Here is a 13,955-nt window from a genome sequence, read left to right as displayed (position 1 = left end):
GACTGGCGTTTTGAAGAGGCGCAATCATACGTGCCGCCTGATCCATGGAAAAGACACAGATCAGGCTTTTTCAGTTGCCGAGGTGTACCGATGGAAAAGTTGCAGAAAACCGTTGATGAATGGAAAGCCATGCTCGACCCGGAGCAGTACAACGTGTGCCGTCTCAAGGGCACCGAGCGACCGTTCAGCGGCAAGTACAACGGCACCAAGACCGACGGCGTGTACCACTGCATCTGCTGCAATGAGCCGCTGTTCGATTCCAACGCGAAGTTTGACTCCGGCTGCGGCTGGCCCAGCTTCTACGAGCCGATTGCCGAGCAGGCGATGGTCGAGATTCGCGACATCAGCCATGGCATGATCCGTACCGAAGTCACCTGCGCCAAGTGCGATGCGCACCTGGGCCATGTGTTCCCGGATGGCCCGCCGCCCACCGGCCTGCGTTATTGCATCAACTCGGTGTGCCTGGACCTGGTGCCGCGCTAGACCGTACGCCTTCTGCGGGCCTTCGCGCCCGCAGGGGCCGTTATACCCAGGTATAAGTCCGGGCAATTCAATTGCACACAATTGAATTGCCTACTATCTTTCAGTTCTTCCCATTTCTTTCGAGGCACTGCCATGAGCGACAACCTGCTGAGCATCCCTTGCACCACCATCAAGGGTGAGCAAAAGACCTTGGCCGATTTCGCAGGCAAGGCGATTCTGGTGGTCAATACCGCCAGCAAGTGCGGCTTCACCCCGCAATACAAGGGGCTCGAGGAACTCTGGCAGCACTACAAGGACCAGGGCCTGGTGGTGTTGGGCTTTCCCTGCAACCAGTTCGGCAAGCAGGAGCCGGGCAACGAAGGCGCCATTTCGGAATTTTGCGAGCTGAACTTCGGTGTCAGTTTCCCGCTGTTCAAGAAGATCGACGTCAATGGCGGCGACGCCCACCCGTTGTTCGTGCAGCTAAAAAAGCAGGCCCCGGGTTTGCTGGGTTCCAAGGGCATCAAGTGGAACTTCACCAAGTTCCTGATCGGACGCGACGGCAAGGTAGTCAAGCGTTTCGCCCCCACTACCAAGCCCCAGGACCTGACCCAAGAGATTGAAGCCCTGCTCAAATGACCGACCTGTCCCTGGCCCTCGACGACCAACTGTGCTTCAAGCTGTACGCCGCCTCACGCGCAGTGACCCGGGCCTATAAGCCGATGCTCGACCAGTTGGGCCTGACCTACCCGCAATATCTGGTGATGCTGGTGCTGTGGGAATGGCAGGATGCAGCCATGCCGCAGCCCACGGTCAAGGCCTTGGGCGAGCGTCTGTTGCTGGATTCCGGCACGCTGACGCCGCTGCTCAAGCGCCTGGAGCAGCTTGCCCTGGTGAGGCGTCAGCGCAGTGCGCTGGATGAGCGGGAAGTGCACCTGCGCCTGACCGATGAAGGCCGCAACCTGCGCGACCGGGTGCAACCGCTGAAGGCGCGGCTGCTGTGCGACAGCGGGGTTGACCTGAACCAGGCCGATGCCCTGCGTGACGGCCTGGACGAGCTATTACGCCAGATCAAAGGCTTGTCGTAGTCGGCACCCACAGGTCGAGCAAGGCCTTGAGTTCTTCGCGGCGAAACGGCTTGGCCAGGTAGTCATTCATGCCCGCCGCCCGGCAACGCTCGCGTTCCTCGGACATGGCGTTGGCGGTCAGGGCCACAATCGGCAAGTCCGGCCAGCGCCCGCTGCGGCGGATCTGCCGGCTGGCTTCATAGCCATCCATCACCGGCATGTTGCAGTCCATCAACACCATGTCGAAGCTTTGTTCTTCAAGCAGCTTGAGGGCTTCGCCACCATGGGCCGCGACGATCACCTCGCAGCCGAGCTTGCCGAGCATGCCCTTGGCCACCAGTTGATTGACCGGGTTGTCCTCCACCAGCAGGATGCGCGCCCGGTGGGCGAGGGGGGCGGTTTCCAGTTGGATCAGGTCAAGGACCAGGTCCGGATCGGTGCGCAAGTTGCGTTGCAGAATCTGGTACAGCGCCGTGCGGCTCAGCGGCCGGGCTTGTTGCTGCAAAGGCGCCAGGGCGGCGACCTCTTCACTGGGCATGAAGTTGCCGTAGGCAGTCACCAGCAGGATCGGCGCGGTGATCGTCGGGCGCAGGCGAAACAGGCACTCGGGGCAATCGGTGATCAACAGGTCCGGGGTCTGCCCGGTCAAGTCATCTTCGATGGAGTAGACGCGCGGCGCCAGCCCCCAGCTTGGCAGGAGGCTGCCGAGCAGTTCCGCCAGGCCGCTGTTGGTGCTGGTGATTGCGATCACGTCGCCCGACAACGGTGTCTGGCGCGTCGCCGGCAAATGCGTCGGCAATGGCAGGTCGGCGCAGAACTGGCTGCCAAAGCCGGCCTCGGAGCTGATGCTCAGGCGGCCCTTCATGGCCTCGCAGAGGTTATGGGTCAACGCCAGGCCCAGTCCGGTCCCGCCAAATTGGCGAGTGATGCCCGCACCAGCTTGGGTGAATGGCTGGAAGATCTTCACCTGGGCGTCCTGGGCGATCCCGATACCGGTGTCACACACCTCGATCCTGACCCGGCCGGCCTGCGCACTGAGGCGCACATCCACCCGGCCAAAACGCGTGAACTTCAGGGCGTTGGACAGCAGGTTGCTGACAATCTGCCGTACCCGCGTCGGGTCGCCCAGCACCTGGGCGGGAAACTGCGGGTCGATCAAACACGTCAATTCCACGCTGGGCGCGGCGTTTTGCGAGAGCAGGTTGGCGGTGTCTTCCACCAGTGCGCCGAGGTCGAACGGGATACTTTCAAGTTCCAGCTGGCCCGCGTCGAACTTGGACAGGTCGAGGATATCGTTGAGCAGCTCCACCAGCACTTTGCCCGAGTCATGGGCGATCGACAGTTGCTGGCGTTGCTCGGCGTTCAGCGGGCTGTCGAGGGACAGGGCGATCATCCCCAACAGACCGTTGAGCGGCGTACGGATTTCATGGCTCATGTTGGCCAGGAATGCTGCCCGTGCCTGGGCCATGGCGAGGGCCGTCATCTTCGCCGCTTCCAGTTCGTCGTTCGACAGCGTCAGTCGATGATTGATGGCCTTGAGCTCGGTGGTGCGCGCGGAAACGATGTCTTCCAGTTGCCCGAGGTATTCAGTCAGGCGGTTCTCGGCGTGCCGACGTTGCTGGATTTCCGTCTCCATGGTTTCAAACTGTTGGTTGGCGACGTTGACCAGCACCCCGATCTCGTCATGTTCGTGCCCCGGCGGGCAGTCGAGGCGCTCGTGCTTGCGGGAGCTCAGCTCGCGAATAATCCGCACCAGCGGCTTGGTCAGCATCACGTAGAACAGCGCCAGTAGAATCCCGGTGAGCAGCAGGCTGCGGGCAAAGCCATTGAGCAGAGTGATCTCGGCGCGGCGCAGGAAGCGGCTGCCGAATGCGTAGGTATCGACGTCGAGCCGCAATACACCGAGGGCGTCATTGGGCATGTGGGTGAGGTACAACCGGTCTTCGAATTGGCGGTTGGCGCCAAACAGGAAATCGCTGATAGGGCGGTAGGTGCTTTCCTTGCGCGGGCGATTCACATCGGCCAGTACCAAACCGTTGTTGTCGACCAGTTGTGCACGGGTGATGGCAGGGGAGTGCAGCAGTCCCAGGGTCAGTTCCTGAGCCAGTTCGGCGTCGATGTTATAGGCGATGCGCGAAGCCGGGTTATGGCTGATTTCAATCAGTGCACGTATTTCCCGGTTGATGGAAGCGTCTTCGCTGGCATAATCAATCCCAATCTGTATCAGGCTGAGCAAGGTTCCCAAGACGAATCCGACCAGCACTGTCAGTCTGGCTTGTTTATAAGACAAGCGGTGGGCGAACTTGATATCCATCGGGTGCTGTACCACTTTACGTTTCCTTTCGCCCGGCAAGCATAGCTGAACATCCACAGGCTCGAACTTGCCCGGCACGAATCGACTTTATTCGGTGCAGCCCTGCACGGTCTGCCTCAGGGTTGCCAATACGCCATCTTTTACAAGAACTTGCCAGAGGAATAGTCGTGGATTCTCGATTGAATGCCTTTCTTGAGCGTGCCGACGCGGTACTTGCTCGCCTGGAACCCCTTTTGCCGGCCCCCCGTGAAGCCGTTGACTGGGACCATTGCCTGGCTGCCCGCTGGCAGCGCGAAGGCCGCAGCGGCTTTTTGCTACCGCTGGAAGTCAGCCTGGACATGCGCCTGTCCGACCTGATCGGTGTGGATAAACAGCGCGAGCAGTTGGCCCGTAACACTCAACAGTTTCTCGACGGCCTGCCGGCCAACCATGCATTGCTCTGGGGCTCGCGCGGCACGGGTAAGTCGTCCATGGTACGCGCCTTGTTGGCCCAGCATGCCAAGGCCGGTTTGCGCCTGATCGAGATCGAGCGCGATCACCTGGCGGACTTGCCACGGGTGGTCGAGCAACTGATCAAATTGCCACAGCGGTTTGTGCTGTTCTGTGATGACCTGTCCTTTGAAGCCGGCGAGAGCGATTACCGTGTGCTCAAGAGCGTGCTCGATGGCTCCCTGGAGCAGGCACCGGAAAACGTCCTGTTGTATGCCACCTCCAACCGTCGTCACCTGGTGCCCGAGAACCAGAGCGATAACGAAAACTGGAAGAACATAGACGGTGAACTGCACCCCAACGAAGCGGTTGAGGACAAGATTGCCCTGTCTGACCGGTTCGGCCTGTGGCTGTCGTTTTACCCGTTCAACCAGGAGCACTTCCTGGATGTGGTCGAGCACTGGATCGGTGAGTTGGCGAGCAAGGCCGGTTTGCAATGGCAGCGCGATGAAGAGCTGGACATCCTCGCGGTGCGCTGGGCCACCGGCCGCGGCAATCGCAACGGCCGTTGTGCCTATCAGTTCGCCCGCTATTGGGTGGGCCTCAAATTGCTGGAGCGTCAACCATGATCGATTTGCAACAGGCCGGAACCGGCCTTGATGGCTACGCCATGCTCCATGCACAGCTGGAATCCTTGCTGGCGGATGAGCGCGATTTCATTGCCAATACCGCGCAGTTTTCCGCGTTCCTGTTCAACCAGCTGGACGATTTGAACTGGGCGGGCTTCTACCTCAACCGTAATGAAGAGTTGGTGCTCGGGCCTTTCCAGGGGCAGATCGCCTGTGTACGTATTCCGTTTGGCCGCGGTGTTTGCGGCGCGGCGGCGGCCTCGCGGCAAACCCAGCGGGTGGAAGACGTGCACGCATTCCCGGGGCATATCGCTTGTGACAGCGCGTCGAACAGCGAACTGGTGGTTCCGCTGGTCAAGGAAGGGCGCCTGATCGGTGTACTGGACCTGGACAGTCCGTCGCTGTCGCGGTTTACCCCGCAGGACCAGGCCGGCATCGAGCAGTTGGCGGCGATTTTCCTGCGGTTGACCGATTGCTGATGGGGTGAGCCTCCTGTAGGAGCGAGCAAGCTCGCTCCTACAGACGGTCCAGGACGTCCAGTTGCATCTGCAGCATCCTCTCCAGCTCAAGCATGGATTTCTCCATGGCCTTGATGCCCGCCTCGATAACGTGTCGATTCTCGCCTTGGCCACAGGCCTGTTCGAGGGTTTCGCATTGCCCAGCCAGGTTATCGGCCTGGATGATCCTGGCAGCGCCCTTGATCTTGTGTGCCTGCTCGATCAGGTCCTGGTAGGCGGCTTGTCGGACCAGCATGGCCATCAGATCTACCCGGTCATTGCGGCTGCTGCTCAACAGTTCTTCAAGCAGGCGCCGGCTCAGCTGTGGATCGCCGCCCGTCATCGCATCCAGGCTTTGAAGGGTAAACACGTTGCGGGTGGGTAGCGGATCGACTTGCGCCAGGTGCTCCTCCAGCGCAGTGAGGCTGATGGGTTTGAACAGGCAATCATTCATGCCTGCATCGAAACAGCGTTGTTTCTCCTCAGGTTGGGCATTGGCGGTGAAACCAAGTATCACGCACGGTGTTTTTTGCTCACGCTGCTCATACTCGCGAATGGAACGACTCAACTCGTAGCCGTTCATGATCGGCATGTTGCAGTCGGCAATCACCAGATCGAAGTGCGCTTCTCGCCAGGCCTGGAACCCCGCAGCGCCGTGATGGGCGGCGGTGAACTGATGCCCCAGGAAGCCCAGTTGCTGGCACATGAGCAGGCGGTTTGCCGGATGGTCGTCCACCACCAGTACATTGAGAACCGGCGCAGGGGTGGTCGCGGCCGGCTCCAGTTTATCGACGGCCTTGAGCGGTTGCAGGCTGGGCATCTTCAGGCTGACGTGGACCTGGGTGCCCACCATGGGCACGCTGCTCAGGCTCAATTGCCCGCCCATCATCGTGCACAGGCTACGACAAATCACCAGGCCCAGGCCGGCGCCACTCCTGGCCAGGTGCCCGGAATTGTCGGCTTGGGCAAAAGGCTCGAACAGGCGCCGCTGGTCTTCGCGATTGATCCCGATGCCGGTGTCCTCCACCACCAGTTTCATCTCGATCTGTTGGGGTTGCCCGGTGGCCTTCAGTTGTACCTTGATTTTCACCTGCCCGCGTTCAGTGAACTTGATCGCATTGCTCACCAGGTTCGACAGCACCTGCTTGAACCGCAAGGGGTCGATCAGTACGTCGGTGTCGTCCACATCGGGGGCGAACTCCAGCACCAGGCTCAGGGTTTTCTGGCGTGCCAGGCCATCGAATACGCGGACCACCGACTCGATCACCTCCCGCAGGTTGACCCGCTCCGGGGCCAGGCTCAGGCGACCGGATTCGATACGGGCGATGTCCAGGATGTCGCCGATCAGCTCCAGCAGGTCCTTGGCTGAGTTGTAGGCCACCTCGATGGCAGGGCGATCCAGGTGGCCCTGGTCGGCACGCTTGAGTGTCAACTCCAGCATGCCGATCACGGCGTTCATCGGCGTGCGGATTTCATGGCTCATGGTGGCCAGGAATGTGCTTTTCGCCCGGTTGGCCTCGTCGGCGCGTTCCTTGGCGGCGCGCAGTTCATCGAACAACTGGCGCCGCTCGCTGATATCGATCCAGCCGCCAATGATGCCCTGGACCTCGCCCATGGAGTCGCGGTAAGGAAGAATCCAGTGATAGATCGTGAGTTTTTTTCCATGAACGTGCAGGGTGCGATCAAGGATCAACGGTTTGCCTTCGGCCACGACCTGTTGATAGTCGGTATGGTACTGAGCCGCCTCCGTCTCGAGGGCCATGCCCATCTGGGTAATGCTTTTGCCGATGACGTCTTCACGCTTGACGTCGAAGGTTTGCAGATAGCTGTCGTTGCAGGTCTGCAAGAAGCCGTTGTGGTCACGTACGTAGATGGGATGCGGGGTCTCGTTGACCAGCGCCCGCATGAACTCGAACTGGTCGCTCAGGGCGCGCTCGGCCAGTTTCCGGTGTTTGATCTGGCGCTGCAGATAGCCGTTCCACGTCAGGGAAATCAACAGGAGCAGCCCTGTGCCGATGATGATCTGGGCAATCAGGCGGTGATAGTTGCGCCAATAGCCATCAGACGCCGCGTTGTAGCCACGCCAACGGCTGTTGATCGCCGTCATCTCATCCGGAGCAATGCTCAGCAACGCCTTGTCCAGGATCGAACTCAGCTCGACGGCGTGGCGTGACGTCGCCAGGGCAAACGTCGCAGGCAACGTGCCGATGCTGGAACTGATCTGCAATTTGTCCTGGAATGCCGGAGACGAAAGCAGATAGTTGGCGATCACCAAGGGGTTCACAGCACCGTCCACCTGTCCCTGTGCCAACAATTCCGATGCCTTGAAGGTGTCACCTGTTTCGACGAGGGTTATCTGGGCAAATTCCTGCCGTAGAAACCTCTCCAGCGGATTGCCTTGGGTGATCGCCAGGCGCTTGCCTGTCATCTCTTGAAGGCTTGTGGGTGCACCGGCTTCCTTGCGTGTCAGCAGTACATAGGAGTTTTCCAGGTAAGGGCGGCTGAAGTTCAGGTGGGACTCGCGGCCGGTGCTGGGCGTGATTGCTCCGATGATGTCGGCGGCGCCGGAATCGACCTGGTCAATCATGCTGGTGAGATCACGCATGTGTTGAATCTCGAAGCGCAGGCCGGTTCGTAGCCGGATCAGCTCCAGCAGGTCGGCGGTCACGCCCCGGAAGTTGCCGTCGTTGTCAAAGAAGGTCAGCGGTGCGAAGGTTTCGTTGACGACGACTTTGACCACAGGGTGGTCCCGAAGCCAGCGTTCTTCGCGCTGGGTCAACTGCAGCTTGCGGTCCGTCAGCAGGATGTCGCTGCCGGCGCTCCAGCGTTTGGCGATGCTGTCGCGTTCATAGGTCGACACGCCATCGAGCACCGAATCGACGATGCTCAGGAGAATGGGCTGGTCCTTGCGCAGGGCGAAGCTGAAGCCATTGGCCTCGTGCTTGCCGAAGTTGGCCATGCGGATATTTCTGAGGTAGCCCTTGTTGATCATGTAGTGGGTGGAAATGGTGTCGCCCAGGAAGACGTCGGCCTGGTCGAATGCCACCGCATTCAAGGCATTTTGATAGGACGGGTAGGCATGGATGGTTGCTTTTGGATACAACGCTTGCACTTCGTCCATGGGCAGGTAGTGGTAGACAAGGCTCAGGCGCAGGCCTGCCAGGCCGTCACCCAGGTTACGACGCTCACCTTCACGAGTGACCAGTACCGGCTGATCCACCGCATAGGGCAATGACAGGACAATGTCGGGATTCGCCGCTTCAAAGCCGTTGGATGAGCCAAGAAAGTCGATCTCGCCGTTTTCCAGCGCCTGGATCGCTGCCTCCCGGGAGGAATAGCGCAGCACCTTCAACGGTATCGCCAGGGTCCTGGCCACCAGGCCGGCGTAATCGGCAGTCAGCCCTTCATAGTCTCGCCCGCTGGAGGTGATGTCGAAGGGCGGGTAGTCTGGCCCGGAGGTGCCCAGTATCAGGTCCCGCTTGTTCTGCAGCCACTGGCGTTGTGTCTTATTCAGCGGGGTGTCCAGTTGAACCGCACCGGCACGCCCCAGCAGTGCGTATTGCTCGGGAACTGTTTGTTCGCCAGCCACGGCCGTGCTGAGGCATACCCCGATGCTCAAAATGATTAGATAGTCCTTTATACGCCTGGGCATCCGATTTCTCACACTAGCGCGTTACGTTTTGCCATCTCGATAAGTTCTACCAAGGATTTGGCTTTTAGTTTTTGCATGAGCCTTTTTTGTAAGTGCTGACGGTTTTGTTACTGAGGAACATGCCTTTGGCTATTTCCTTGTTTGTCCGGCCTTGTGCAAAAAGTTGTAATACCATGAGTTCGCGATCATTCACTATTTTGAAAAGTTCAAGCTCTTCATTGCAATCTGTTTCATTGCTGTTGCCGTTAAGGGCCTGGCTCGGAAAGTAGTTGTAACCGGACAAGACTGCCCTGATGGCACTGAGCAGCTCACTCAGGTCTCCTTCCTTGCACACATAACCATCGGCGCCGGAGCGCATGCACCGTGTGGCAAAGAGCTTGGGCGTCTGAGCCGTCAGGATCAGCGTCTTGGTGGGCGTGCTCATTGCGTTGAACCGGCACAACACTTCCAGGCCGTCGAGTTTTGGAATACCGATATCAAGGATGATCAGGTCCGGCTGACATTCCTTGACCATTTGTATTGCATCACAACCGTTGTCGGCTTCACCCACTACTTTATAGCCTTCATGTTCCAATAACATTCGAATGGCAAGCCGGATAACAGGGTGGTCGTCGATAATAAAAACTGAGTTCATGATCAAATTCCATACAAGCGCAAATAAAGTCGGCACATTAGCCCACATGGCAATGAAGGAGGATGAACCGAACGTGGAACAAACGTAAAACAAGAATGTTCCTACATTAAAAAAAGCAAAGGATTACGCTTCGCAGGGTGTTTGTTGTTTTGGCGTGAGAATTTCGCGTGGGTGGAATTTGAAAGTCGGCGGCAACGGGCGAGTGGTTTTATTACGAAGAACTTTCGTAGTGGAGGAACGTTTAACTTCCTACTTTTTTGTTGAGCGGAGGAGGAGGGAGTTGGTGGATGAGTTGGTTCAACCCAATGGGGTTCAATGGCTTTGGCAAGTAGCCAAGTAACGGAAAATTACGCTGGAATGCCTGGGCCTTGAGGTTCTCCAGTTCATTAATCGGCAGGCCGCTGAGCAATATCGCCGATCTTATAAAGCCTCTGCGTTTGGCGATTTCAATCAACTCAAGCCCCGGCAAGTCGGGCAAGCATTGATCACAGAGCAGAATATCGAATGGCGTTTCGGTTTGCGTCATCAGCCGCATTGCCTGTTCGGCATTTTCGGCAAGGGTCAGGTCGTGATAGCCATAGTTTCTTAGCAGGCATTGGGTGGCCAGCAATTGAAAGGGATGATCCTCCACCAACAGGATACGAAGTTGTTCGAGCATGGGGTTTTCCATGAAATGGACAAGAGCCCTGAAGATGCTCCACCAGGGCGTGTAGTAAGAAGTTAGTGGGCCTGCCAGCCATAGGGCGTAGGAACAGGTCGAAAGACTGCGGTCAGGGCGCGCGATTATTCATCGCGGCGGGGAAGAACTTCGATCAGGCCGCTCTGTTCCGTGCGTAGGGCGATTCTTTGAAAAGCAGCCCTGGCCATAAGCCAGGGCTCGGGTTCATTGCGGGCTGGAGCGCCCGGTCATCTCGCGGGCCATTTCACTGGCGTAGCTGTCGGTCATGCCGGCGATGAAGTCGATCATGCGCAGGAACGAGGCGTGCAATGACCACGACGGGTCGGGGGCACTGTTGCCCAGCAGGTCGAGGATGCGCCGGTTCTTGAACGACGGAGTACGCCCGCCATGTTGTTCCAGGGCCGCACCGCAGAAGGCGTTCAAGAGGATTTCCAGGGTGGTGTAGGCGCCGATTTCGTGGAGGGTCTTGCGCTTGTCCTGGAAGATTTTCTTGCGGGCCATGTCCTTGGCATCCAGCACGCAGCGCTTGGCCGGGCCGTGCATGTGTTCCACCAGGTCTCCCGGCAGGGTACCGGCCAGTAGCGCGTCCTGTTGCTCGACGAACGCCCGGGCTGCGGCGTTGGTCAGGTGCTCGATGGCCTTGCCCCGCAGAATCGCCAGCTTGCGTCGCCGGGAGTCCTGCGGGCCGAGTTGCCGATAGGTTTGCGGCAAGTCGTCGCCCACCAGGTCCAGCAGCAATGACTCGACCTCGGCGTATTCCAGCAGCTCCATTTCCAGGCCGTCTTCGAGGTCGATCAGCGCGTAGCAGATATCGTCGGCGGCCTCCATCAGGTACACCAGCGGGTGGCGGGCCCAGCGTTGCTCTTCCAGTTGCGGCAAGCCAAGTTTGTGGGCGATCTGTTCGAGAATCGGCAGTTCGCTCTGGTAGCAGCCGAACTTGTGTTTTTTATAACCCAGGGAGTCGGCGTGGCGTGCGGTCCAGGGGTATTTCAGGTAGGTGCCCAAAGTGGCGTAGGTGAGCCGGGTGCCGCCATCGAACTGGTGGTATTCCAGCTGGGTGAGTACCCGGAAACCCTGGGCATTGCCTTCGAAATTGAGGAAGTCATTGCGCTCGGCGCTGGTCATGTCGTCCAGCCAGCCACGCCCCGACGCCTGCTGGAACCAATGCCGGATTGCGTCTTCACCGGAATGGCCGAAGGGCGGATTGCCGATGTCGTGGGCCAGGCAGGCCGATTGCACCACCATGCCCAGGTCGCTCGGGTCGCACCAGTCGGGCAATGCGCTGCGGATGGTTTCGCCCACACGCATGCCCAGGGACCGGCCCACGCAACTGACTTCCAGGGAGTGGGTCAGGCGGGTGTGGATGTGATCGTTGCTGGTCACCGGGTGCACTTGGGTCTTGCGGCCCAGGCGGCGAAACGCGCCGGAAAAGATGATGCGGTCGTGGTCTTTGTGAAAGGGGCTGCGGCCCAGTTCTTCCGGGCTGTGCAGGGGTTTTCCAAGGCGTTCGCGGGTAAGCAGGGTGGGCCAATCCAAGGCGGGTACTCTCCGTGCGGTGAATGACACCGCCCAGCTTCCCGGTTCAGCCAGGCCTTCGCAAGCGAAAAACTACAGGCCGACGGCGTCGATATCGATTAACAGCAGGCGCTGACCGTTATCAAAGAATTGTCCGGCCGTCAGGCAGTATTGGTTGGTCGTGGCATCGCGATAGGTCGATGACAGGCTCAAGCGCCGCTCCTCCCAGCCCTCGGCGAGCAGATGATAGAAGTACGGGCGCCATGACCAGTTGTGGCCCAGGTAGCGGCTGTCGGCTTGCCAGGCGCCCTGGTGCCATTCGAAATTGGGCGTCAGTTGCGTGCCATGCCGATCACACTGGTAAAAACGCAGCAGCCAGGGAAACGCCGGCAATTGCGGCAGCTGGCTCAGGGGCGCCTGTGCCTGCGCCCAGGTTTGCAGGATCTGCATCAGTTCTGCCAGTTGGTGGCGCAGGTGCATGATCCGGCCGCGCTCGGCCAGCTTCTGTTGGACATACCCGGTGCGCAGCTGGGCGAAACGCGACACGAACGCGTCGGTGGCGAACCAGTCCAGCTGGGCCTGGGCAAACAGGTAGCCCTGGACATAACGTGAACCACATTCCAGGGCGAAATTCAGCTGTGCCTCGGTTTCCACGCCTTCGGCAATGATCCAGCAGCCGGTTTTTTCCGCCATCTGCGCCAGTGCGCGTACCACCTCACCACTTGGGCCGCCCCGGGCAGCGGCCTGGAACAGGCGCATGTCCAGCTTGAGGATGTCTGGCTGCAAGGCCAGCACCCGGTCCAGCTGGGAATAGCCGGCGCCGAAGTCATCAATGGCAATCCGCGCCCCGGCCTCGCGGTAGCGCTCCACCACTTCGGCCAGGCGTAGGATATCGCCGCCCAGTTCCGTGATCTCGAACACGATGCGGCGCGGGTCGACGTTGTGTATCTGCAGTTGTTTGAGGCTCGGCAGGGCCTGCCCCGGGCGCAGGCGGGTGATCCAGCGTGGCGAGATATTCAGGCTCAGGAACCACTCTTGCGGTGCTTCATGCAGGCGGCTCAGGGCGTTGTCACGAATCTGCCGGTCCAGGCGGCGCAAGGCCACGGAAGGCGTACGCGGATCGGCGAACAGCGGACCCACCGAGCGCAGTTGGCCATCCGCCTGGCGCAGGCGGCCCAAGGCTTCTACGCCGGCGATGCGGCCGGTGGCGGTGTCGATGAAGGGCTGGAAGCAGGCGAGCGGTTGCCCGTCGATCACGGGGCCTCCTTAAAAGACCGGAAATGAAAAAGGCCCGGCCCTCGATGGAGAGGGCCGGGCCTGATCTGTTTGCAAGAATGCAGCCAGCGGGCTCAACTTTTGCGCGATGCGCCTTGCATGGCCAGTTTGATCAGTGGGATCAGACCGGCGCCAAGCCGCACCAGGCGAGTCATGGTGCCGATCCCGCCGCCCTTGGCGCCTTTGCCGGTGAGGAAGCCCAGCAGTGTCACCACGCCCACGCCCCACAGCGGCGCGTGCTTGATGCCAAAACCGTCCTGCCAGCTCTGGCCCATGTTGCGGACCTTTTGCAGCGGCAGCATCAGTTGCTGGGACTCGTGACGAATTTCCTGACGGTGCATTTCCATGCGCAGGCGGATCAACGCCTTGCGCATCTCCCGCCGGGAAGTGTTGTGCGGCAATTCAGTCAGGCTCATGGCAGCAGGCGCTCCCGGTCGTTGGCCAGCTCTTCGAGGGTGGCGTGGAACGGCGTGGACTCATCGAACACTGCCGCCTTCAAGCGCAACCCACAGAAGGCCGCGGCCAGTATGTAGAACACGCAGAGGCTGATGATCCCGGTCAGGCGGTAGGTATCCCACACCAGAATCATCACCAGCGCCGACAAGCCCACCAGCAACAGCAAGGCAAACACCAGCGCCAGGCCTGCGAACAGCAGCAGGCTGACGGTGCGGGCTTTCTGCTCCTGCAACTCGATGCCAAACAGCTCGACGTGGCTGTGCAGCAAACCCAGGACAGCCGCGCCCAGGCGCCGTGAGGTAGAACTTGGGCCCGTGGACGAGCCGGATTCGCCGATAGACATAAA

General features: G+C 59.8%; 12 protein-coding genes and 1 pseudogene. 5 read left to right on the top strand and 8 right to left on the bottom strand.

Annotation, left to right across the window (positions count from 1 at the left end; translation table 11 throughout):
- Window positions 1–90 precede the first annotated feature (90 nt).
- The 3 genes from msrB to V3W39_RS03035 all read left to right on the top strand — a co-directional run bounded on the left by msrB (window position 91) and on the right by V3W39_RS03035 (window position 1,550).
- Window positions 91–483 carry a peptide-methionine (R)-S-oxide reductase MsrB gene (msrB, locus tag V3W39_RS03045; RefSeq protein WP_177046322.1) on the top strand — a complete coding sequence of 131 codons (393 nt, stop codon included), beginning with the start codon at window positions 91–93 and terminating at the stop codon, window positions 481–483.
- Between the two features lie 132 nt (window positions 484–615).
- Complete coding sequence (locus V3W39_RS03040; RefSeq protein ID WP_177046320.1) at window positions 616–1,101, top strand: glutathione peroxidase; 486 nt, start codon at window positions 616–618, stop codon at window positions 1,099–1,101.
- The gene (locus tag V3W39_RS03035; RefSeq protein WP_330212183.1) at window positions 1,098–1,550 is read left to right on the top strand and encodes a MarR family winged helix-turn-helix transcriptional regulator; all 453 of its coding nucleotides are present in this window, start codon (window positions 1,098–1,100) and stop codon (window positions 1,548–1,550) included. The genes V3W39_RS03040 and V3W39_RS03035 overlap by 4 nt, the downstream gene beginning before the upstream one ends.
- On the opposite strand, the gene V3W39_RS03030 is transcribed toward V3W39_RS03035, so the two are convergent.
- Window positions 1,534–3,843 (bottom strand): hybrid sensor histidine kinase/response regulator, encoded by a 2,310-nt coding sequence (locus tag V3W39_RS03030; RefSeq protein ID WP_177075567.1) that lies wholly within the window; start codon window positions 3,841–3,843, stop codon window positions 1,534–1,536. The genes V3W39_RS03035 and V3W39_RS03030 overlap by 17 nt on opposite strands.
- Before the next feature lie 167 nt (window positions 3,844–4,010).
- Between V3W39_RS03030 and V3W39_RS03025 the strand changes: the two genes are divergently transcribed.
- Together V3W39_RS03025 and V3W39_RS03020 are read left to right on the top strand one after the other, a co-directional pair.
- Window positions 4,011–4,901, top strand: a complete 891-nt coding sequence (locus tag V3W39_RS03025) for an ATP-binding protein (protein WP_177046316.1) — start codon at window positions 4,011–4,013, stop codon at window positions 4,899–4,901.
- Window positions 4,898–5,380, top strand: a complete 483-nt coding sequence (locus V3W39_RS03020; protein ID WP_330212182.1) for a GAF domain-containing protein — start codon at window positions 4,898–4,900, stop codon at window positions 5,378–5,380. Before V3W39_RS03025 ends, V3W39_RS03020 begins: the two co-directional genes overlap by 4 nt.
- 37 nt (window positions 5,381–5,417) lie before the next feature.
- Here the strand turns inward: V3W39_RS03020 and V3W39_RS03015 are convergent, their stop codons facing one another.
- The 7 genes and pseudogenes from V3W39_RS03015 to V3W39_RS02985 form a co-directional block, all read right to left on the bottom strand.
- On the bottom strand, window positions 5,418–9,050 hold the full coding sequence (locus V3W39_RS03015; protein WP_330212181.1) for a transporter substrate-binding domain-containing protein: 3,633 nt from the start codon (window positions 9,048–9,050) through the stop codon (window positions 5,418–5,420).
- Window positions 9,051–9,058: 8 nt separating this feature from the next.
- Window positions 9,059–9,684, bottom strand: a pseudogene (locus V3W39_RS03010) (response regulator).
- A 241-nt stretch (window positions 9,685–9,925) separates the two neighbouring features.
- Window positions 9,926–10,342 (bottom strand): response regulator, encoded by a 417-nt coding sequence (locus V3W39_RS03005; RefSeq protein ID WP_177075565.1) that lies wholly within the window; start codon window positions 10,340–10,342, stop codon window positions 9,926–9,928.
- 225 nt (window positions 10,343–10,567) lie between these two features.
- Complete coding sequence (locus V3W39_RS03000) at window positions 10,568–11,899, bottom strand: deoxyguanosinetriphosphate triphosphohydrolase (RefSeq protein WP_177046309.1); 1,332 nt, start codon at window positions 11,897–11,899, stop codon at window positions 10,568–10,570.
- Between the two features lie 72 nt (window positions 11,900–11,971).
- On the bottom strand, window positions 11,972–13,135 hold the full coding sequence (locus tag V3W39_RS02995) for an EAL domain-containing protein (protein WP_330212180.1): 1,164 nt from the start codon (window positions 13,133–13,135) through the stop codon (window positions 11,972–11,974).
- 92 nt (window positions 13,136–13,227) lie between these two features.
- Window positions 13,228–13,569 carry a hypothetical protein gene (locus V3W39_RS02990; RefSeq protein WP_088426394.1) on the bottom strand — a complete coding sequence of 114 codons (342 nt, stop codon included), beginning with the start codon at window positions 13,567–13,569 and terminating at the stop codon, window positions 13,228–13,230.
- Window positions 13,566–13,952, bottom strand: coding sequence for a phage holin family protein (locus tag V3W39_RS02985; protein WP_003209078.1), 387 nt, complete (start codon window positions 13,950–13,952; stop codon window positions 13,566–13,568). The genes V3W39_RS02990 and V3W39_RS02985 overlap by 4 nt, the downstream gene beginning before the upstream one ends.
- Window positions 13,953–13,955 lie beyond the last annotated feature (3 nt).

The organism is Pseudomonas sp. Z18(2022), from assembly GCF_036346535.1.
GTDB lineage: Bacteria > Pseudomonadota > Gammaproteobacteria > Pseudomonadales > Pseudomonadaceae > Aquipseudomonas > Aquipseudomonas yamanorum_A.
Note: the sequence above shows the minus strand (reverse complement) of the source record. Positions and strands in the feature narration are given on the sequence as shown.

What these genes read in the sequence shown, in the direction of transcription:
- msrB (WP_177046322.1), top strand. Translation starts at nt 91, where the DNA reads ATGGAAAAGTTGCAGAAAACCGTTGATGAATGGAAAGCCATGCTCGAC.
- V3W39_RS03040 (WP_177046320.1), top strand. Translation starts at nt 616, where the DNA reads ATGAGCGACAACCTGCTGAGCATCCCTTGCACCACCATCAAGGGTGAG.
- V3W39_RS03035 (WP_330212183.1), top strand. Translation starts at nt 1,098, where the DNA reads ATGACCGACCTGTCCCTGGCCCTCGACGACCAACTGTGCTTCAAGCTG.
- V3W39_RS03030 (WP_177075567.1), bottom strand. Translation starts at nt 3,843, where the DNA reads ATGGATATCAAGTTCGCCCACCGCTTGTCTTATAAACAAGCCAGACTG.
- V3W39_RS03020 (WP_330212182.1), top strand. Translation starts at nt 4,898, where the DNA reads ATGATCGATTTGCAACAGGCCGGAACCGGCCTTGATGGCTACGCCATG.
- V3W39_RS03015 (WP_330212181.1), bottom strand. Translation starts at nt 9,050, where the DNA reads ATGCCCAGGCGTATAAAGGACTATCTAATCATTTTGAGCATCGGGGTA.
- V3W39_RS03005 (WP_177075565.1), bottom strand. Translation starts at nt 10,342, where the DNA reads ATGCTCGAACAACTTCGTATCCTGTTGGTGGAGGATCATCCCTTTCAA.
- V3W39_RS02990 (WP_088426394.1), bottom strand. Translation starts at nt 13,569, where the DNA reads ATGAGCCTGACTGAATTGCCGCACAACACTTCCCGGCGGGAGATGCGC.
- V3W39_RS02985 (WP_003209078.1), bottom strand. Translation starts at nt 13,952, where the DNA reads ATGTCTATCGGCGAATCCGGCTCGTCCACGGGCCCAAGTTCTACCTCA.